This is a genomic window from Microcoleus sp. T3_B1, assembly GCF_036700445.1.
Lineage (GTDB): Bacteria > Cyanobacteriota > Cyanobacteriia > Cyanobacteriales > Microcoleaceae > Microcoleus.
On record NZ_JAUBOX010000065.1, the window covers coordinates 26228 to 46322 of the forward strand.

At 47.6% G+C, this 20095-nt stretch carries 17 protein-coding genes; 4 read left to right on the forward strand and 13 right to left on the reverse strand.

Translation table 11 applies throughout. The features are described from left to right. Positions 1-57: 57 nt before the first annotated feature. Positions 58-288 carry a hypothetical protein gene (locus QT990_RS26370; protein WP_333144498.1) on the reverse strand — a complete coding sequence of 77 codons (231 nt, stop codon included), beginning with the start codon at positions 286-288 and terminating at the stop codon, positions 58-60. A 201-nt stretch (positions 289-489) separates the two neighbouring features. Between QT990_RS26370 and QT990_RS26375 the strand changes: the two genes are divergently transcribed. Further along, complete coding sequence (locus QT990_RS26375) at positions 490-855, forward strand: response regulator transcription factor (protein ID WP_039886668.1); 366 nt, start codon at positions 490-492, stop codon at positions 853-855. Positions 856-921: 66 nt separating this feature from the next. Here the strand turns inward: QT990_RS26375 and QT990_RS26380 are convergent, their stop codons facing one another. The 7 genes from QT990_RS26380 to QT990_RS26410 form a co-directional block, all read right to left on the reverse strand. After that, complete coding sequence (locus QT990_RS26380; RefSeq protein ID WP_333144499.1) at positions 922-1419, reverse strand: hypothetical protein; 498 nt, start codon at positions 1417-1419, stop codon at positions 922-924. Positions 1420-1740: 321 nt separating this feature from the next. Next, complete coding sequence (locus QT990_RS26385) at positions 1741-4659, reverse strand: PAS domain-containing protein (protein ID WP_333144500.1); 2919 nt, start codon at positions 4657-4659, stop codon at positions 1741-1743. 423 nt (positions 4660-5082) lie between these two features. Beyond that, positions 5083-6396 (reverse strand): ATP-binding protein, encoded by a 1314-nt coding sequence (locus QT990_RS26390; RefSeq protein WP_333144501.1) that lies wholly within the window; start codon positions 6394-6396, stop codon positions 5083-5085. Then, on the reverse strand, positions 6315-6731 hold the full coding sequence (locus QT990_RS26395; protein ID WP_333144502.1) for a response regulator: 417 nt from the start codon (positions 6729-6731) through the stop codon (positions 6315-6317). Before QT990_RS26395 ends, QT990_RS26390 begins: the two co-directional genes overlap by 82 nt. Positions 6732-6907: 176 nt before the next feature. Further along, complete coding sequence (locus QT990_RS26400) at positions 6908-7369, reverse strand: response regulator (RefSeq protein ID WP_333144503.1); 462 nt, start codon at positions 7367-7369, stop codon at positions 6908-6910. Continuing rightward, positions 7332-9290 (reverse strand): CHASE3 domain-containing protein, encoded by a 1959-nt coding sequence (locus tag QT990_RS26405; protein ID WP_333144504.1) that lies wholly within the window; start codon positions 9288-9290, stop codon positions 7332-7334. The genes QT990_RS26400 and QT990_RS26405 overlap by 38 nt, the downstream gene beginning before the upstream one ends. Positions 9291-10111: 821 nt before the next feature. Continuing rightward, a complete protein-coding gene (locus QT990_RS26410) occupies positions 10112-11317 on the reverse strand; it encodes a 4-hydroxy-3-methylbut-2-enyl diphosphate reductase (protein WP_333144505.1) in 1206 nt (401 codons plus the stop codon). Positions 11318-11448: 131 nt separating this feature from the next. On the opposite strand from QT990_RS26410, the gene QT990_RS26415 reads away from it, so the two are divergent. Continuing rightward, positions 11449-11883 (forward strand): GxxExxY protein, encoded by a 435-nt coding sequence (locus tag QT990_RS26415; protein WP_333144506.1) that lies wholly within the window; start codon positions 11449-11451, stop codon positions 11881-11883. Between the two features lie 125 nt (positions 11884-12008). On the opposite strand, the gene QT990_RS26420 is transcribed toward QT990_RS26415, so the two are convergent. Further along, positions 12009-13445 (reverse strand): ammonium transporter, encoded by a 1437-nt coding sequence (locus QT990_RS26420; RefSeq protein WP_333465934.1) that lies wholly within the window; start codon positions 13443-13445, stop codon positions 12009-12011. Between the two features lie 449 nt (positions 13446-13894). After that, positions 13895-14812: an SGNH/GDSL hydrolase family protein gene (locus tag QT990_RS26425; protein WP_333144508.1), complete on the reverse strand. Its 918-nt coding sequence runs from the start codon at positions 14810-14812 to the stop codon at positions 13895-13897. A gap of 281 nt (positions 14813-15093) precedes the next feature. On the opposite strand from QT990_RS26425, the gene QT990_RS26430 reads away from it, so the two are divergent. After that, positions 15094-15696: an IS607 family transposase gene (locus tag QT990_RS26430; protein ID WP_333144509.1), complete on the forward strand. Its 603-nt coding sequence runs from the start codon at positions 15094-15096 to the stop codon at positions 15694-15696. Positions 15697-16001: 305 nt separating this feature from the next. On the opposite strand, the gene QT990_RS26435 is transcribed toward QT990_RS26430, so the two are convergent. Continuing rightward, positions 16002-17603, reverse strand: a complete 1602-nt coding sequence (locus QT990_RS26435; RefSeq protein ID WP_333144510.1) for an ammonium transporter — start codon at positions 17601-17603, stop codon at positions 16002-16004. An 83-nt stretch (positions 17604-17686) separates the two neighbouring features. Next, positions 17687-18208 (reverse strand): 5-(carboxyamino)imidazole ribonucleotide mutase, encoded by a 522-nt coding sequence (purE, locus tag QT990_RS26440; protein ID WP_333144511.1) that lies wholly within the window; start codon positions 18206-18208, stop codon positions 17687-17689. Between the two features lie 234 nt (positions 18209-18442). Between purE and nagA the strand changes: the two genes are divergently transcribed. Beyond that, positions 18443-19672, forward strand: coding sequence for an N-acetylglucosamine-6-phosphate deacetylase (gene nagA, locus QT990_RS26445; protein WP_333144512.1), 1230 nt, complete (start codon positions 18443-18445; stop codon positions 19670-19672). A 74-nt stretch (positions 19673-19746) separates the two neighbouring features. Here nagA and QT990_RS26450 read toward each other — a convergent pair whose 3' ends face one another. Beyond that, a complete protein-coding gene (locus tag QT990_RS26450) occupies positions 19747-20022 on the reverse strand; it encodes a hypothetical protein (protein ID WP_333144513.1) in 276 nt (91 codons plus the stop codon). Positions 20023-20095 lie beyond the last annotated feature (73 nt).

Below are 20095 nucleotides of genomic sequence, written 5' to 3' on the forward strand. Positions count from 1 at the left end.
ATGTTGATGCAGGGAGCATCTCATATTTGTAAAAAAACTTCTTCTAGCTCCTTCCTTCTAGCTCCTTCCTTCTTCCTCTTTCCTTCTTCCTCTTTCCTCCTGCCTTCTGCCTCCTGCCTTCTGCCTCAAAACTCCAATTTCTAGCGGAGGGCTGCTTTCATTGAGATGCTCCCGTTGATGCAGGCGGCCGAGCGCCGCCGTCCTCAACCGGAAACGCACAACCAAGCTATACCCTGATTTTTTGATAATAGTACCATTTGAGAAAGAAAATGATAGACTAACGGACATAGCCTCCTGTGTCAACCGAGATTGCGCGGAACTTTAAATTTGGCCGAAATTACTCAGAAAATGATTGAGAAATCAGCAAAAGTGGGTAAACTACATTTAGCAGAGCGCAATCTCAATCAGGAAAAGACACCTTTGAAGGTGAACGTTAGTGTAAACGTTAATGAGAACGTTTCAACCCAGAAACTTGGTAGGGATTATTCTATGAGTACAGTTATGGTTGTTGATGATAGCGTCACTCTGCGGGAGATGATCGCCGACTTGCTCAAAGGTAGAGGACTCAACGTCACCGTAGCGAGTGATGGCGTAGAAGCTCTAGAGCAAATCAAGGCTAACCGCCCAGATTTAGTGGTTCTGGATATCGTGATGCCCCGGATGAACGGCTACGAAGTTTGTCGCCGGCTCAAAAGCGACCCTAAAACCCAAAATTTGCCGGTGGTAATGTGTTCGAGCAAAAGCGAAGAGTTCGATCGCTATTGGGGAATGAAACAAGGAGCCGACGCTTACATCGCCAAGCCATTTCACCCTCAAGAATTGGTCGGCACTATTAAGCAATTGCTGCGAGGTTGAGGTAGAGGAATAGGGACAGGAAAAAAATTGTCTTGAGCGCTGATTATTTCTGCTCCCGCAGCCTCTCTAAACTACTCGATTGACAATAGTCCAAACATCCCCGTCCGATCGCACGTAGGGAACAGAAATACTCTTAAAACCCGTAATAAAAGGCTTGTAATAAACCTGCCAGTAGCTGGGACTAATTTGGTCGGCGATGGCTTTGAGTCCCTTCACTTCCGCCGCCAGTTCCGCCGCCAGTTCATTAATCCGTTCCGCGTGTCCCTTGGCTAGTAATCTTCCTTCTTCAACTTGCTCCTCCATCGGAGTTATTCTTTGCAACTTTACTGACTGCTGCTGTTTCTGACTTAGTTGAGCAGACAGAGCCGCGATCGCGTCATCTATCCCCTTGACTTCTGCCGATACTTGTGCTTTTTCCCTCGCGTGACGACGATAAGCATCGGCGATCGCTTGGGGCGAATCACCGGCTGGGACAACATCGGCAATACTAAGCTGCTGGCGTTCCAGGCGCAATTCCTCAATTTGAGAGTAAATTGCCTCTATATCTGTCTGAAGTTTGTCCACCTAATTACCGCGTGGTTGTTGGATATTTTAGCATATTAACACAAACCAATCACCTAATCGGCATATAAATTGCATATTTTAGGCGGGCTAGAAGCAAAGCCCCACAAGCAGAAGTTGAAGAGTTTGAAAAATACAAATTTTTATATTTCTCAGTTGAGCGATTCCGTCGATATCCAGTCGGGTTAATCAGGTGGTGTCCGGTAAAATCAGCATTATAGATTGGTAGTGAGGAAGGCAAGTACGAGCGAGTTTTACGAGGATTAAAGTCGCCACTACAAACACATTTACCATTTACCATTTACCATTTATTAATAGAATTTTTTAAGTTGTTAGCCCTTGCGGCCTCAACTTGACTATAGTCTCTACCAACACATCGGGTTGCACAGGTTTAGACAGATGCCGATCGAAACCTGCAGCAAAAGCACGATCGCGGTCTTCATCCCTAGCATAAGCCGTCAGAGCGATCGCCCAAAATTTCCCTGTCTGCGTGTTCAAAGAACGCAGCCTTCGTAGCAGCGAATAGCCGTCTTCCTCCGGCATTCCGATATCGCTGACCACAACATCCGGATCAAACTGCGAAGCCACCTCAAACGCCTCAGCAGCAGACGATGCAGCCATGACAGTGGCCCCGGAATCCCCCAAGACAAACCTCATAAATTCCCGCGAATCAACCTCGTCATCAACCAGCAAAACCTTAACTCCCAGTAAATTACCAGCGCCAGCCAAAACCTGCGCTTCCTCACCGGCGATGGAATTTACCTGCATCGCAGGGAGACGGAAAGTAAAAGTCGATCCCATATCCAGTCCCGGACTGCTCGCCCAAACCGTGCCGCCGTGGAGTTCCACCAACTGCCGGACGATCGCCAGACCCAGCCCCAAACCGCTATAATTGCGAGTAATCGTAGCATCCGCTTGGCGGAAAGACTCAAACACGTAAGGCAAAAAATTCGGTGCAACCCCAATTCCCGTGTCGGTAACAGCCAACTCAACCTCCGAATCAACTCTCGAAAGCCGGATTTCAACTCGCCCCCCGCGCGGCGTAAACTTAATCGCATTCGTCAGCAAATTCCAAATCACTTGCTGCAAGCGGCCGGGGTCTCCTGATACCCAAAATTTCGGATTTAACTGAGATTCAGGATTGCCAGAAATCTCCCCGGCTTCGGAAAACTCTGCAGTCTCCAAGCCCAAATCTACAATTGCAAACCGTAAATCGATCGACTTAGCATCGGCGGCCAACCGCACCGTATTCACCGCTGCTTCCACCATCGAAATCAAATTTACCGCACAAGGATTCAAAGTCAACTTGCCGCGAATAATTCTAGAAATATCCAGCAAATCATCAATCAATTGAGTTTGCAATTTAGCATTTCGCTCGATCGTTTCTAAAGCCCGCCCAGTAGCAGCCGGACTAAAACTGCGGTGCCGCAGCAGTTGCGCCCAGCCCAAAATCGCGTTTAAGGGCGATCGGAGCTCATGAGAAAGAGTTGCCAAAAACTCATCTTTCATGCGATTTGCCTGCTGAGATTCCTCGTAAAGGCGGGCATTGTCGATCGCCCCCGACACCGCCTGAGCCAACTGCATTAAAATAGTTTCATCATCTTCGGCAAACTCCCCCTCATACTTGTCCGACAACTGAATCAATCCCAGATTTCTGCCGTCCCGACCCGTCAGCGGTACAGCCAGCCAGCCCCGCATCGGCGGGTGCTTCCCCGCAGCCTTGCCGAACTCCCGCCAGGCCGGGTGAGCCTCTAACTCGCTTTGAGTCATTCGCATCGGCTGTTGCTGCTGGCAAACTTGTTGGTAAATGCCCGTACCGTCTGGTTCTTCGCAGTAATCTTGCCACGCGGCGTATTTTTCTGACATGGAAAACTTGCTAATTCCCGAATCCCAGTTGGCGGTGGGGTTGAGGTTGACCGCTACCTGGTGGACTTCCAGAATTTGGCGGGCGCTATCGGCAGCTAACTGAAGTATTTCTGCCACCGACAGTGTGGAGTTGATAGCAACTGACGCGGAGGTTAACTTTTGCAGGCGGCGCAAATACGACTGCTGGCGCGCCAACGCGCGCGAGCGCTCGTATTCTAACTGTTTGCGATCCGTAATGTCGATCGCCACCCCGAACAGCCGAAGGGGTGTGCCCGATGCGTCAAAAACCACCCGCCCTTTGTCGTGGAGCCAAATGACTGAGCCGTCGGGGCGCACGTGGCGGTATTCCGACTCGTAGACTCCCGTCCCGCTGAGTGCGGCATCCAAATCTGCCAAAAAGCTTTCGCGGTCTTCTGGATGCACCGTATTCTTTTTTTGCTCAAAAGTACCAAAGGTGCTGTCTGGGCCCAAACCCATCTGTGTTTCGGCATTGGGCGAACGGCGGACTTCCCCGGATGCCACATCCCAGCTAAAAGCGATCGTATTAGCTGCTTCTAGGGCAAAGCGCAAGTTTTCCTCGCTTTCTTGCACCCTGGCTTCCGATAATTTACGATCGGTAATATCCCAAACCACGCCGATTGCTCGCACCGGTTTACCCGTATCATCCTCAAAAAACTTGCCCCTACTCGCGATCCAGTGCAAGCTGCCGTCGGGCCAAATGACTCTAAATTCGTATTGGTATTCTATTTTGTTTTCTAAAGCAAAGGCAACAGCCTGGGCGAGCGAGGCCTGGTCATCCGGGTGAATGCAGCTAAAAAAAGCTTCGTAAGTTCCCGCAAAACTGCCTTTTTCCAGGCCGAATAACAGTTCGTGTCCCTCCGACCAAACCACCTCGCCATTTAATAAATTCCAATCCCAAGTTCCCATTTTCGAGGCTTCGATCGCCAACCTCAGCCTTTCCTCCGAAATTGCCAACTGCGCCGACGTTTTCGCGTATTTCTCGCGCAACTGCTGATTTTTCAAGCTTTCGCCCACTGCCGCCGCCAGCCGCTTTAAGTGTCGCCCTTTGAACACGTAATCGCTCAAACCCGCTTTCATAGCTTCGACTGCCACTTGTTCGCTGCCACTGTCAGTACACATAATTACCGGACAATTTGGGTAGCGGCTGTGAACTTTGCGGAGAATAGTTAATCCGTCGCTCCAGTGCAGTTGGTAGTCGGTAATTACTAGGTCAAAACCCCCGGCGACCAGGATTTGTTCGAGAGTTTGGATATCAATAACCGACTTAATTTCTAAATCGGGAAAAGTTTTCCTCAGTTCTCGCTCGATCATCAGGCGATCGTTCGGGTTGTCGTCGATTAATAGAATAGACACCATTAGCCTTTTAGTTTTTGTATGGGCGCAAACATTCTTAAATCTAACAATATGTTATTGAGCAATCTCGACAATTTAAATATGTACTTGGTGGGTTAATTAGACTTGCCAATAATTTTATTGTATTTGCTTGTATTTTATTATATTTTAAAGCTTGTAATATCCTCAGCCAGGCTTTTAGGGGCGTGTCCACACGCAAATGAATTAAGTAAGTTGTTGTCAAACAGATCAGAAAGCCTGCTCAAGCGGGAAAGGTGCAAGAGATTACTTAACTGTTACTATACTAATTGTTTATGCTGTCTTCGGGTGTGAACAAGCGGGTTGATTGATTCTTTGAGCTACAGCAGAATATTGCGGTTAAAACCTTCTTCCCTAGAACCTCATCTTTTAAATCCCGATTCACTGCGCGTTGCCGAACTTGCTTCCTCAACTCTCGCACTTGCGTAATTTTACCCAGAAGCTGGTACCGATTCCCAGAGTCGATTTCAGCCCGATCGCACCCCCCATCCGATCGACTCCTTTGCTCGCGATCGCCAGCCCTATTCCCGTCCCTGGATAAACTTCTTGACCGTGCAGGCGATCGAACAACCCAAAAATCCTCTCTTGAAATCTTTCTGCAATACCAATGCCGTTGTCTTCTACCCAAAGATAGATATATTCTTCCTCAGCTTCTGCATAAACTCGCACCTGCGGCTCTATCCCCGGCTGCACGAACTTAATAGCGTTGGAAAGCAAGTTAGTCAAGACTTGCAGCAGCGTAGCAGGATGGGCCAACACCGTAGGTAGCGGTTCGACAACCGTTATCCGAGCTTGTTTTTCGGCAATTTCCGCCTCTAGTTGCGCGATCGATCGAGCCACAATTAAATGAAGAGAGACTGCTTTTAGTGGCAAGTTAGCTTTGCTGAGGCGGCTGTACTCTAGCAAATTTTCGATTAAAGTATTCATCAGACTTGCGGCGTCATTAATCCGATACAAGTAATCCTGTGCAGTAGCATCCAACTCGCTGGCTTTATCTTGGAGCAACATTTCAGCAAAAAACGAAATTCCCCGCAGAGGAGCGCGCAAGTCGTGAGAAACTGAATAGGTAAACGATTCGAGCTGTGCATTAACTTCTTCTAACTCAGCAGTACGCTCTCTCACCCGCTCTTCCAAAGTTTCATTAAATTCTCGCAAAGCAAGTTCAGCCTGCTTGAGATCAGTAATATCTTCAACCAATCCCTCAATGGTACTTTCACCTTCTGCGCTGTAGAGATATTGAGTAAACCGAATCCATTTTACTCGACCGTCTGGCAAAGGAAAGGTAATTTCGATATTTTGAGACCGAGACTCCCCTGAATCTAGCAGGGCTGTTTCATTGTCTTGTACGGGCAATCCCTCGTGAAGAGCCGCGATATCTGAAACCCCGACCCCCTCGTCTATGGGCTGGGCGGGCACGGGGGCACCGCCCCTACAAAACCCTGGTTTTCCGTAGGGGCAATCCCCCCGTGGTTGCCCCGAAACAGCCCTGCCTGAATCTAGGGGTTGCACAAACAATTTCTGAAGATAAATCCCTTGGACATCTGCTAAATTTCTGGCATCAAACAAGCGCAAAAAAGCTTGATTGCTTTCCAAAAGCTGCCCCTCGGAAGTCGCTCGAAAAACTCCGACATTTAAGTGTTCTAGCAGAGAATGAAGTTGATTTTCCAGTCGGGCGACTTCCAGGCGGCAACTCGATCGAGCACTGCGCGAACCGTAACGCAAAGGCGGACATAGTGCTTCGGCGACTTGATAATGTAGTCGTCCAAGCCGGATTTCATTGCCTCTACAGCAATTTCTTCGTTGCCAGTATTCGTAAACATTACAATCGGGCATTCTGGATAACTAGCTTTAATAGTTTTCAGCACATCTAAACCGTTCGTCCAGCGTAGTTGGTAATCAGTAATTACCAGATGGAATCCGCCTCGTTTCAGTGCTTCCCCGAATAATCTATCGTCAAAAACTTCCGTTATTTGCAATTGCGAGAATTGCCGATCTAATTCGCGTTTGACCAGCAGCCTATCTGTTGGGTTGTCGTCAATTACCAGAATGTGTAGCACTGTAACAATTAATAATTTTGCTATTAGCTAGAGTGGCGATATATTATCATAAAAATGTTAGAAATCGCCCCTTTAAGATGAGACAGGACGGGCTTACTCACTAGAAACTTAATTTACTCGTTACCCGAAAGAGCCTGGTAACGAGTAAACAAGCAATAAAAACCGGGAAACGGCTACTACAAACCAGAAAATTCTCTAGGTTCCGGCAGTTCGCTATAGTTGAGCCAATACTCGCTAAAACTCTGCATCATTTCCAATAAAGAAGCAAACCCGACCGGTTTAACCAAATAAGAATTTACCCCTAAATCGTAAGCGCGCTTGACATCAAGTGTTTGCCTAGAAGAAGTAAGCATAACCACCGGCAAGCGTTTTAGTTCCGGCTGCTGCCTCAGCCAAACTAGAACTTCGTGACCGGATCGCCTGGGCAATTTCAAGTCTAGTAAAATTATCGCAGGTAAAGGATAGCGATCGCGATCGCTGTATTCTCCGTCCCCATTTAAATAAAAAACCGCTGCATCTCCATCTCGCACAATTTGCAGCGAAGTATTAGCAAAAGTCTCATTGCGAAATGCCCGCTGCATCAATAGAATATCAACGGGGTTATCTTCCACCAGCAAAATCGTCTGCGTTTGCGTCATGCTTTCTCAGTTGTATCCAAAATCGACTGCCTTGTCCTAATTGAGATTCCACTCCAACTTGACCGCCCATGCGATCGACTCCTTTTTTTACAATAGCTAATCCTATACCAGTTCCGGGGTAAGACTCAATACCGTGCAGCCGTTCAAAAACCCCAAAAATGCGTTTTTGATGTTCTGGAGCAATACCGATGCCGTTGTCTTCTACCCAAAGACGGATGAAGCCGACTGGCAATAGAGGGCTGGTCATAAGTAACTGAGAATGCTCCCACTGTCCCACAGTTCCCCTTTCCAATTCTCCCCCTGTATCCCTGTCTGTCTGTCCCTCTTGAGGCAGCTCAAGTTCCTCTGCCCATATCTGTACTTGGGGTGATACGCCTTCCACAAATTTTATAGCATTGGTGAGCAGATTGGCGATTACTTGAATTAAAGTAACGCGGTGGGCAATTACCGCAGGCAAGGGTGATTGAACAATGATTTGAGCGTGGCTGGATTTAGCGTCGGCTTTTACCATAGCAATTGCCTCGACCACAGCAGATTCTAAGTCTAAAACTTGCAGCGATAAATCAGTGCGGCTGAGGCGGCTGTAAGCTAGCAAATCTTCGATTAATTCTTCTAGTTGTTGCCCAGAATTAACAATTTGCTGGGCGTATTCTTGACCAAGTTCGTCGAGGATGTCACGGTAATCTTCTAATAAAGCTTCAGCTAATCCCTGCATTCCCCGCAGGGGAGCCCGCAAATCGTGGGCGACGGTATAGGTGAAAGCTTCTAATTCTTCGTTAGCTGCTTGAAGTTGATTGGTGCGGAGTTCCACTCGCCGTTCTAAGGTAGCGTTGAGCATCCGAATTTCTGCTTCTGCTTGCTTGCGTGCCGTTATGTCAATGGCGGTACTAATTACTAAACTTCTGCCGTCGGAAAGCTGGCCTAAAGGTGCGGAATAAAAGTCCCAAATGCGAGTTTCGCCGCTGGCTGTGGCAATCATATATTCGCCTTCAGAAATGCGGCTGTTTAATTGGTGCAGCCGATCGATATCTGCTTGCACTAGCGATTTGCGGTTGTGGTAAGCTTTTTCTGTCCAATCTTCAATTGTGGGAATTTCTGAGTGTTGGTAGCCTGAAAATTCTGTCCAAGCGCTGTTAATTTGCAAAACTTGTCCGTTTTCAGCGTGCAGCATAATTGGCAGCGGTGCGTTGAGAATGGCGAGGCGGAAACGTTCTTCGGTTAATTGTAGGGAGTGGCGATCGTGTTCTAGCTGTTCTAACAGTTGATTTTGCTTGATTTCGGCATTGTCGCGCAAAGTTCGATCGCGCTTCACCAAATAGTAAACCAACAGCATCAACAGGAAATTTACTAAAGTGGCAACGGTAAAAGTCAGGATTGTCAAAGTAGCGCTCGTTTGAGATTCTCGGGCACGCTGCTGCAATAGCTGAGTTTCTTCGGCTGTCATGGTGGCTATCTGCTGCCGAATGCCGCCCATGATTTGCTTTCCCCTACCGGATTTTACTTCCCGCAGGGCTGCTTCTAACTTTTGTTGGCGTCGCAGATTGATGGTTCCTTCAAGTTCGGCTAATTTAGAGTCGATCGCAATTTTCAAGTTGCGAATGCGCTGTTGCTGCCGATTATTGTCAGCCGTTAGCTGCTGCAATCCGACTACTTGTTGGTTGATGCGGGCGATCGCGCTGTGATAGGGTTCTAAATACCGTTCTTCTCCCGTCAGCAAATAACCGCGCTGTCCGGTTTCAGCATCTTTTAAGGTAGAAAGCGTGGCTTCGAGTTCGGTTAAAACTCGGTGAGTGTGGCTCACCCAGCGTTCGTTTTCGATTAACTTGAGAGTGTTGCGGTAGGATGTAGCCGCATTGAAAATCAGCAGCGCCACGGCCATTCCGATACCTGCGGTGATTTGGCGAGTCAGGGATTGTTTCATGGAATACTCGGCACGCGAGTCCTGCTTTTTTTTATTTTAGCTGGATACGGACTACTCGAATTTTTGGCGCTGTCACAGACGGCGAATAAAGCCTATAAATTTAAGGTTCAAATTTGCGATCGATCTTGTTTCTAATTTAGCCTCGCTCCTCCTCGCATCCCCCTTAAGTCTGAGATGGCATAAATCGCTCTCTTGCGTCTCGTGATTCAGGCAAACGCTACACAATCTAGGATAGCCTGAAAAGCTTAATTCGCCTTTTTTTGCATCGATTGTTGTATCGTTCGTGTTGCTTTGGCAGTTTCAAATTGCGGCGTAAAGAAAAGAGTTTTTACCTATTGACTCCTGTTGATTTTTGGGGTATATTTTAGATAATGGGAGTGGTGACATAAATTTAAATTTTGTCACTATTCCCATTATTAAATAATACATTGTCAATCTAGCAAAGTCAAGCTTTTTACCCCAAAAAAAAAGGCGAATTTTTAATATTTTATTTAAAAAATAATCTTTTGGAGCGAGGGAGAAATTCACAGAAGCGATGACGCGGGTGAATAGTATGAGAAATCAGAAAAGCGAGCGATCGGGTAATTGGGGAGAATGGGGTTGAAATTATAGCGGTTCTCAAAAAAGTGAGGTATGCCCTATGCCCTATGCCCTATGCCCATGAGTACCTCATCTTTCTGAGAAAGGCTATAGTTTAACATCGGAATTATATCTTTTTACGAGCGAGCGTCTCGATCGCACTGGCAAAGAGACACTCGCCCTGCACTGAGAAAATTAACTGAGAAAATTATGATTCCGAGTGCAGTGGCGCAACAATATAATTACACAATCGCAGCCGCTTTCATTGCGAAAATGCGATCGATCGCATCTTCAACAACCTTATCAGGCGTAGAAGCACCCGAAGTCACGCCGACTACAATTTTACCATCCGGTAGCCAACCTTCAGTTACGACCAAATCTCCCCCCAAAGGCTTGTGTTCGATCCGATTTCCCGGTAAAATGCGCTCCGCACAATCAATGTGATAAGAAGGAACAGTTTTGTCGATCGCAATTTCCTGCAAATGGGTAGTATTAGAAGAATTAAAACCCCCAATCACCAGCATCAAATCCAACTTTTCCTCAACCAAACTCAACATAGCATCTTGCCGTTCCTGAGTCGCATCGCAGATAGTATTAAAACTCTGAAAATGCTCGTTCAAATTCTCCGGCCCAAACTTCCGCATCATCGTTTTTTCAAACAACTTACCAATATTCTCTGTCTCAGTTTTGAGCATAGTAGTTTGGTTAGCAATCCCAACGCTTTCCAAATCCCGATCCGGGTCAAAACCAGCAGAATAAGCCTTGCTAAATTTAGCAAGAAACTCTTCGCGATCGCCCCCATGCAAGATATAATTGCTGACATATTCAGCTTCTTGCCAATTGAGCACAATCAAATACTTATCAGCAAAAGAACTCGTAGCAACAGTTTCCTCATGCTTGTACTGACCGTGAATAATCGAAGTGTAATCCTTTTTTTTGTGCTTTTCAACAGTATTCCAAACCTTAGAAACCCAAGGACAAGTAGTATCAACAATCTTGCAGCCCTTATCATTAAGCAACTGCATTTCTTGAACACTCGCTCCAAAAGCAGGTAAAATTACCACATCGCCACTATCGACAACCGAAAAATCTTTCTGCCCCTTTTCAACAGCAATAAAACCAACTTCCATATCGCGCAAATGCTGATTCACAGACGGATTATGAATAATCTCATTAGTAATCCAAATCCGTTCCGAGGGGAAATGCTGGCGAGTCTCGTAAGCAATAGCTACAGCGCGTTCCACCCCCCAGCAAAACCCAAAAGCCTGAGCGAGTCGGATCGTGACTGCGCCGCGTTCCAGCCTGTAATTATTGTCGCGAATTTGCTGGATCAGACTGCTTTGATAAGCCGTCTGCATTACCCCAGCTACCTCAGCTTCGTGTCCGAAACCCTTGCGGTGGTAGTTTTCCGACTGTTGGAGCGATCGTTTAAAAGCTTTAGTATCCATGCGGTATCGAGTAGAAATCTAGGTTAATTACCTTTGATTTTAGAATGCCTGGGGTGCGATCGGGCTTATTGGTTCAGTAGCGAAGAGGGGATATGCTATTTATATGATCGACACATGAGAGGGAAGAAGGAATGAACCGCGAAGACGCGAAGGACGCGAAGGAAGAAGAAAGAAGAATGAGACAATTGGGCGAACAGCTAGAACAGTTGGCTTATAGAGTGATTGGGGCGGCTATTGAGGTGCATCGGCTTTTGGGGCCAGGATTTTTAGAATCAGTGTATCAGGAATCCTTAGAAGTTGAATTTCGGATGCGGGGGATAGCTTGTCACCCTAAAAAGCCAGTAGCAATCACTTACAAAGGTTATCCAGTGGGCGAAGGTCAATTAGACTTTCTGGTTGGCGATATCCTCATTGTCGAATTAAAAGCTGTCGAAAAGCTAGCTCCCATCCATGAAGCCCAAGTTATCTCCTATCTTAAAATGACCAAAAACACCCTAGGCCTTCTGATCAACTTCAACGTTCCGATCCTCAAAGAAGGCATCAAACGCATAATTCTCTCATCTTAACCCTTCTTCCTCTTCCTTCTTCGCGCTCTTCGCGCCTTCGCGGTTCGTTAAAAAAAACTTAAAAAAATTGCAGAGACCAAGATTGCTGAGTCTCTGCACGATCGAACTTATTCAGAAAATTAGCTTCAAACCTTCTTCGGCGCAAAAGGAGAACTCGATTCAAACGAACTGAAACCGCCGGCAAAATCCTCACCGTAAGCTTCTTCCCCGTGCTGGCCGATATCCAAACCTTGGTCTTCAGCAGATGACGGCACTCGCAGTTCCATAAACTGTTCCAAAATTTTCAGGATCGCAAAAGTGCCGACACCCGCAAACACGTAAGTAACTAGAACGCCTACAAACTGGCTCACGATTAGCCCCGAATTCCCCGCAAACAGCCCGTCATTTCCGAGAGGGTTAACGGCTTTAGTCGCAAATAAGCCAGTCAGAATCGCGCCCACAGTTCCGCCTACGCCGTGAACTGGGAAGGTATCCAAAGAGTCGTCAAATCCCAGCTTAGCCCGCCAACTAACGGCAAAGAAGCAGCAAACCGAAGTAATCGATCCGATCAAAAGCGCTCCCACTGGAAACACGAATCCAGCCGCAGGTGTGATGCCCACCAATCCCGCGAGGAAACCGCTAGCAATTCCCACTGCTGTCGGTTTGCCTCTGAGCACCCATTCCACAATTGTCCAAGTTAAACCGCCGGCTGCTGCAGAAATCATCGTGGTGACAAAAGCCACTGTTGCTAAAGAACCAGAACTCAAAGCACTACCGCCGTTGAAGCCAAACCAGCCAAACCACAGCATCCCAATTCCCAGCAAGACGTAAGGTACGTTGTGAGGGGTGTGGGGCTTGTTCAAGTGGTCTTTGCGGGGTCCGATCATCCAAGCTGCGACAACCGCAGAAACACCGGAACTAATGTGTACGACTGTGCCGCCGGCAAAGTCCAGAGATCCGAGCGCCGCCAGCCAGCCTCTACCCCAAACCCAGTGGGCTAAAGGAGAGTAGATGAAGGTAGACCACAGCAGCACGAACCAGAAATAGGTTTTAAATGTTACCCTTTCGACGATCGCCCCGGAAATCAAGGCTGGAGTGATGATGGCGAACATCATCTGGTAAACCATGAAGACTTGGTGGGGTATTGTCGGTGCGTAGCCGATCGGATCTGGGGTGTCCGCCGTGACGTTGTTCAAGAACATCCAGTCGAAACCGCCGATGAAGCTTTCGATCCCTTGACCAAACCCTTTATCATTGAGGTTGCTGGCGGTGACATCAAAGGCTAAACTGTACCCCCACAACGTCCAGGTGACGCCGATCGTTCCCATCATCACCAAGCTCATCATCATGGTGTTGAGGACGTTGCGCGATCGCACCAGTCCCCCGTAGAAAAACGCCAGCCCCGGTGTCATCAGCAATACCAGTGCTGAGGAGACCAACATCCAGGCCGTATCGCCACTGTTGATAGGATTCGGCGCCACCGCAGCCGCGGCACCAGCATCTTGAGCTAAGGCATTGTCCATCAGCGGCCCGCTTAACAGCCACAGCGCCATGATGCCGATCGTTAAACTTTTTTTGATCACGTTAGTCGTACCTTTTCATACTCAGCAATTTTCAGGGAAGACCGAGCCGATTTTAGATGTGAGGATTTTAGATGCAATAGTTATTTGGTTTTAAGTCCCTGTTTTAGCGGAACAAATCTTCAATAGATAATTCCCCAATCCTCAACCCCGCGACTTCGTATAGCCGGACTCATCTAAATTCGTCAACTATCAATCTCATGGTCTATGCCTTTTGGATTGCACCATGTGTACCAACAGTGATTCTGTATCGCCCTATACTAAATAGCTAAGTATCATATTTCTTCATCTATCAGTGGATACTTGACATAGCCAGTGATAGCAGAGCAATCCGAGAGGGGGAGTTGAGGAGAGGGCAGGAGTTTTGAGTTGGGGAGAGTGGGAGGAGGAGAGGGGGAGAGTTGTGGAGAGTGTTACTTTATCCTTGATCTTTCTAACTAATGACTAATAACTCATGAATCATTTTTCAACTGCATCTGATCGAACAGTTGCAGGGCCGATCGCCAAACCAGATAACCTTGATCGTTAAGGTGCAAGCCATCTGTGCTGAGTTCAGTTGGCAAATTGCCGTCAACATCCGCAAACAGCGGGTACAAATCCAGATACAAAACATTTTCCGAACTAGCAATTTCTTTCAGCCGTCGATTTATTGCCCTAATCCGACTGTTAGGAATCGCCAACAGCCGATCGCGATTTTCCCAAGTAGCTTGTTCCCCGCTGTGGGGCAAAATCGACTGCACAACTACTTGTGCTTTGGGGTGCGCCCACCGCAAATCGCGAATAATCTGCCGCTGGTTGTCCAAAATCCCTTCGTCGCTGGCCCCCCGCAACAAATCGTTAATCCCGATCATCACAAACACTGTATCCGGCGCAGTTCGATCGAACAACTGCAACCGCTTCAGCAAACCCACCGAAGTCTCCCCCGAAATTCCTTGATTCAGCCAAATTCGATCGGCTGGTAACAGCTTGGTCGGAAACCACATACTCAGAGAATCCCCAGCCAAAACACTCAGTCTTGAGGGTCGATTCGCCGCCGCCGCCTCAGCTTCGCGACCCAACTGCGTCACCCACTGCTGGTACGTCCATTTATGTCGCGGCCCGGGAACGGGCACGTCTAGCACTGCCTTTGCAGAGATTGCCGGTTGGTCTATTTGTTCCTGGGCCACTTCTGCCGTCACCGCATCATTCGCCTGGAAGCGTTCTGTCAAGTTGTTTCCCCGCAGCAGTAGTTGAGCTACTGTAAGTATCAGTACCCCGTTCGTCACCAAAGATAGCAAAGCCCAAACCGGAACAGTTTTCGATCGGCTAACTTCCATCCCTAAGAGGGATTTATGAGTTCTACTTCTGCTACCTCCTCCAAACTTCTCCATAAACTCAAGCTATTTGCAGCCATCACACCGAATAATTTGCACTGATTGCTGCATCAAATTTTACCGCTCAATTAAAGCCTCAATTCTTGTAATAATCAAGCACTGTGCTGTGTTGGGCAAGGGCGGCGATGCAGAACTTTGCTTTTTCGCACTACTTTACCATAAAAAATCTGCCTACCAAACTTTCTTGCCATAAATCGGACTTGTCCAACCGGCAGACGGGGACATAAATATATCTAAAACTTACCGAAATTACCCATTTCTGATGCTAAAATCCAAAAATGAAAAAATTAACTATAACTGAAGCAGCCAAAATTAAAGGTGTGAGCGCTTCCACCTTACGCAGGTGGGAAGCCGAAGGCAAGCTAATACCCGAACGCACCGCTAATGGTCACAGACGCTATGACCTAGCTCATCTTCTCGGCTTAAAACCCAACGGCGCTTTAACCATAGCTTACGCTCGGGTTAGCAGCCACAACCAAAAAGATGATTTAGACAGACAAAAACAAGTTTTGGAATTGTTTTGTGCATCTCAGGGGTGGCAATTCCAAATCATTGAGGATGTAGGTTCTGGGGTTAATTACAGTAAGGGGGGTTTACAACATCTAATTCGGGCGATCGCAGACAATCAAGTAGAAAGGTTGGTATTAACTCACAAAGACAGACTGCTGAGACTTGGTTCTGAACTAATTTTTAATTTGTGCGAACACTTTGGGACAGAGGTAGTGATTATAAATCAAACCGAAAATGCTAGCTGTGACGAGGATTTAGCTAAAGATATACTAGAAATAATCGCTATTGTCTCCGCCCGCCTTGATGGCAGGAGGAATGTCAAGAACAAGCGCCTCGTTGAAGAACTTAAGGCAATTGGCGATCAACTCTAACCAATACACCAGTTTTCAACGCTCGTGATTTACAGATTCTCAATTCCCATTTCCCCATTATCAATTACCAATTAATGGCGCACATCTCAGGCAATCGAAAACTGCTATATGTACGCCATTAAACGTAAACTAACAATAAAAATATGCCCGCGTTCGTATCGAATATTGAAACGCGAGCACAACGATAGACAGCCATAAGTTGGCGGGTATTTCAGATTCGGGTGTTTCTGAATAAAGGGGTGAATTAGCTGATAAATAGCTAATTTAGGACACGAAAGCTGAATTGATCGATCTCTTCGCACGCTCTACATTTTGTTAGGCCTCCCACCAGAACCCCCACCATAAACGCCGTAGCCGCTCTCACTTCTGTTATCCAAGCTCGTTTCCTTCACAAACCCGGTGTAAGCTTCCATCCCGTGTTCGCCGATATCCAAACCTTCAGCCTCCTCTAAAGCAGAAACGCGGATACCCAGCAAAGCTTTGAGTGCCAGCCAAAAAATCGTACTCAGCAGCACGGTCATCCCGCCTACAGAGATAATGCCGACCAACTGCGCCCAGAGTTGACCGAAACCTCCGCCCACAAGCAATCCGGCTGCGGGGCCTGCGGTATAAAGTCCAGTTGTAGGCCCGTCCGCAAACAGCCCAACTGCCAAAGTTCCCCAGATGCCGCAGACTAAGTGAACTGAAGTTGCTCCTACAGGGTCATCAATTTTCAAGTTGTCGAAGAAAGTTACTGCGAAAACTACCAGGATACCGGCGATCGTGCCGATTATGGCAGAGTTGGGCAAGTTGATCCAAGCGCAGCTCGCTGTTACGCCGACTAAGCCGGCGAGGATGCCGTTGATAATCATCGAAAGGTCGGGTTTGCCCAGGTACAGCCAAGCAGTAATGGTTGCAGCAGCTCCCCCGAAGGCACCGGCGGTGTTGGTGGTGAGCGCAATGTGGGCGATCGCATTTGGATCGACTGCCATTGTCGAACCGGGATTGAACCCGAACCAACCCAACCACAGAATCAAACAGCCCAGGGTGGCAATGCTCATATTGTGTCCCGGCATCGCCACAGTATCGCCGTCGCGGTACTTGCCGATCCGCGGCCCCAAAAATGCCGCTCCCATCAAAGCAGCCCAACCGCCTACCGAGTGAATCACTGTCGAACCGGCAAAATCGTAGAACCCTGCTTTTGCCAGCCAGCCGCCGCCCCAAATCCAGTGTCCGGTAATCGGGTAAGCAATTCCTACTAGCAGCAAGCTGAAAATTAAGAATTCAAGGAATTTAATTCGCTCTGCAACGGCTCCAGAAACGATCGTCGCAGCAGTTCCCGCAAAAACTAATTGGAAAAAGAATTTAGCGTTAAGAGGCACTCCCGTCCAGTTAAGCGAGTCGAAAATGCCTTGATAAGCCTCTCCTGTGGCGGGGCTGTTGTCAGCTACGTTCCACAGGAAAAATCCGCCGCTGGTGCCGATAAAACCGTTGCCGTCACTGAACATTAAGGCAAAGCCGATCGCCCAATATGCGATCGTAGAAAGCGCAAAAACAATCAAGTTTTTGGACAGCACGTTGACGGCATTTTTTTGGCGGCAAAAACCGGTTTCCAACATACAGAAACCCGCGTTCATAAAGAACACTAGCATCGCCGCCACCATGACCCACATGGTATCCATGCCCACCTTAAGGCTTGCTAATTGTTCCTCGGTGGTTGGTGCGGGAGCTGTTTGGGCTACCGCCGCATATCCCCACACCAAGACGATGATTGCAGCTAAAGGTATACAGGCTTGCCAACTTGGAGTGAGGCGGGCGATCGCCCGTGGTAACTTCTTCAACCTGTTGACTTTCGTAAAAAATTTAGCTGCTGACAAATTGAAAGACTCCCGCCTGACGGGTTTTGACTTTTTCTTTCCGACAGTCATTTTAATCACTTTTACCCTCTTTACGGCTAGTAAGCTCAGCAATATTCGGAAAACTTTCCAATCTTACTACAAAAGTTTATGGATTATTTGTTGAGATTGAGATAGTTATGATAGCCTAGCTCTTCTAGAAGATTTTGTTTTTTCAGTACAGATTCGGACAAAGTTTTGCGGTAATGCAAAACTCGCTCTAGCAATTCTGGCTGATGAGCTGCCAGTATCTGAACTGCCAGCAAGCCAGCATTCTTAGCGTTGCCGATCCCCACTGTTGCTACGGGTATCCCGGCTGGCATTTGCACGATCGAGTACAGTGAATCTAGGCCTTGGAGGTGGCGACTCGGTACGGGCACGCCAATTACGGGCAAGGGGGTTAAAGATGCTACCATACCTGGGAGGTGCGCCGCTCCCCCGGCACCTGCAATAATGACTTTCAAGCCTCGTTGGTGAGCGGTTTGGGCGTATTCCACCATGCGCGAGGGGGTACGGTGCGCCGAGACGATCGCTACGGAGCAAGCAACGTTGAATTCTTCGCAAACTGCGATCGCATCTTTCATGGTTGGCAAATCCGAATCGCTACCCATGATAATTCCAACTGTCGCTTGATTCATAAAATTTTCAGATTTGAGATTTCAGATAAATGCTAATTTTAAATGATTGCGTTAACTCAAATTTAGATATTTTGTACCAAAACTGACCCTTCAAAGCAATTTTGCCACAAGCCCCCGTCTGAGCAGCCCTAGAGCCAGCAAAAAGCAAAAAGCTCCCCCTCCCGATCGCCAGCCACCGGACTTATCCGTAGCGAATATTAAATCTAAAATCTAAAATCTAAAATCTAAAATCGGATGACTGAAGCCACAACCCCAACTGCCGCCCCCACAGATATTCTCAATGTTCGCATCCCCGGTTGCAAGGATTTGCAGATGCTTGCTGTTGACGAAACGGGAATCATTCAAGAAGTTTTGCCGATGGACGCCGTATTTAAACGGATTTGTCCTCCCCATTTGCACGTGCTTGATGTAGCAGGCGATTGGCTTTCTCTGGGCGGTGTTGACTTGCAGATTAACGGCGCCCTGGGTTTTGCTTTTCCCGATTTAGAAAGCAAGCATATTGAAATTTTGCCGAAAATTTGTCAATTTTTGTGGAATCAGGGAGTAGATGCTTTTTTGCCGACTTTGGTGACAACTTCGCTGGATAAGTTTAGGCGATCGCTCTCAACTATAGCTGATTATATCCGCACTGTACAAACCGCCGATCGCGCAACAATTGAACCCAAAACAGCGGAAATTATTGGAGTTCACCTCGAAGGCCCTTTTCTCAACCCCCAGAAGCGAGGCGCTCACCCAGTTGAGTTTTTGTTACCGCTAACTATAGAAAATGTCAAGCAAGTTTTAGGAGATTGTGCCGATATTGTCAAAATAATTACTTTAGCGCCGGAGTTAGACAGCACTGGCGAAGTCATTTCCTATTTGCAAAGTTTGGGAATTTCCGTCAGTCTCGGACACTCCCAAGCGACGGCAGAGCAAGCACAGCAAGCATTTGAGCGGGGGGCTTCAATGGTAACTCACGCTTTTAATGCGATGCCGAGTTTGCACCACAGAGAACCGGGTTTGTTGGGAGCGGCGATTGTTTATCCGGGGGTAAAATGCGGTTTAATTGCTGACGGGAAGCACGTTTCTCCGACAATGATTGATTTTTTGCTACGCGCTGGTAGGTATCAAAAAGGCGTTTTTTTAGTGAGCGATGCTTTGGCTCCTTTGGGTTTGCCTGACGGTGTTTATCCTTGGGATTCCCGACAAATTGAAGTCAGAAAAGGTACAGCTTGGGTAAGATTAGATTATCACTCGGCCCTGGAATGTGCTACTTTGGCAGGTACTACTCTGCCGCTGTTGGCGGGAGTACAGAATTTGGTGGAGTGGGGGATTTGCGATGCCGAAAGTGCGATCGCCCTGGCAACTGAATCTCCAAGAAAGGCGATCGGACTTTCGGGAATTATTGGCAAATCGGCAAGTCAATTGTTGCGCTGGAATTTAAATGCTGCGACAAAAGAATTGACTTGGCATCGGTTGTTTTAAGTAGTTCCATTTAGTTTCCATGCCATTAGTTTCTCGCGCAGTAGAGTTCGTAGTGAGGACGAAGAGCCCTGATGCTAAGCGCTGCTAGCAATTCGGTGTTCTCGGCAAGTTCGATCGTAAATATGATTTAATTCCACAGCCAAGCAAATCTCGCCGCGCAGCCACAGCGGTAAAACAGGGAGCTCGCAGCCCACAGCCAGTTTTTCCTGCCAAATATCGAGGCATTGGTTGCCGTCTCGCTCGATCGGTCGATAAGCTGTAGCATAGAGTTCAGCGTCGAAGGGCGAAGCGCTTCCTCCCGCCAGACGGGCTAACAATTCATTATGAAGATTTGCCTTCCTTCCCGTCACCAAAAAACTGGGTCTGAAGCCCCGTCGTTCTACGACGGCTTTTTATTGATTTTCCAGTTTCCTAATCAACCCT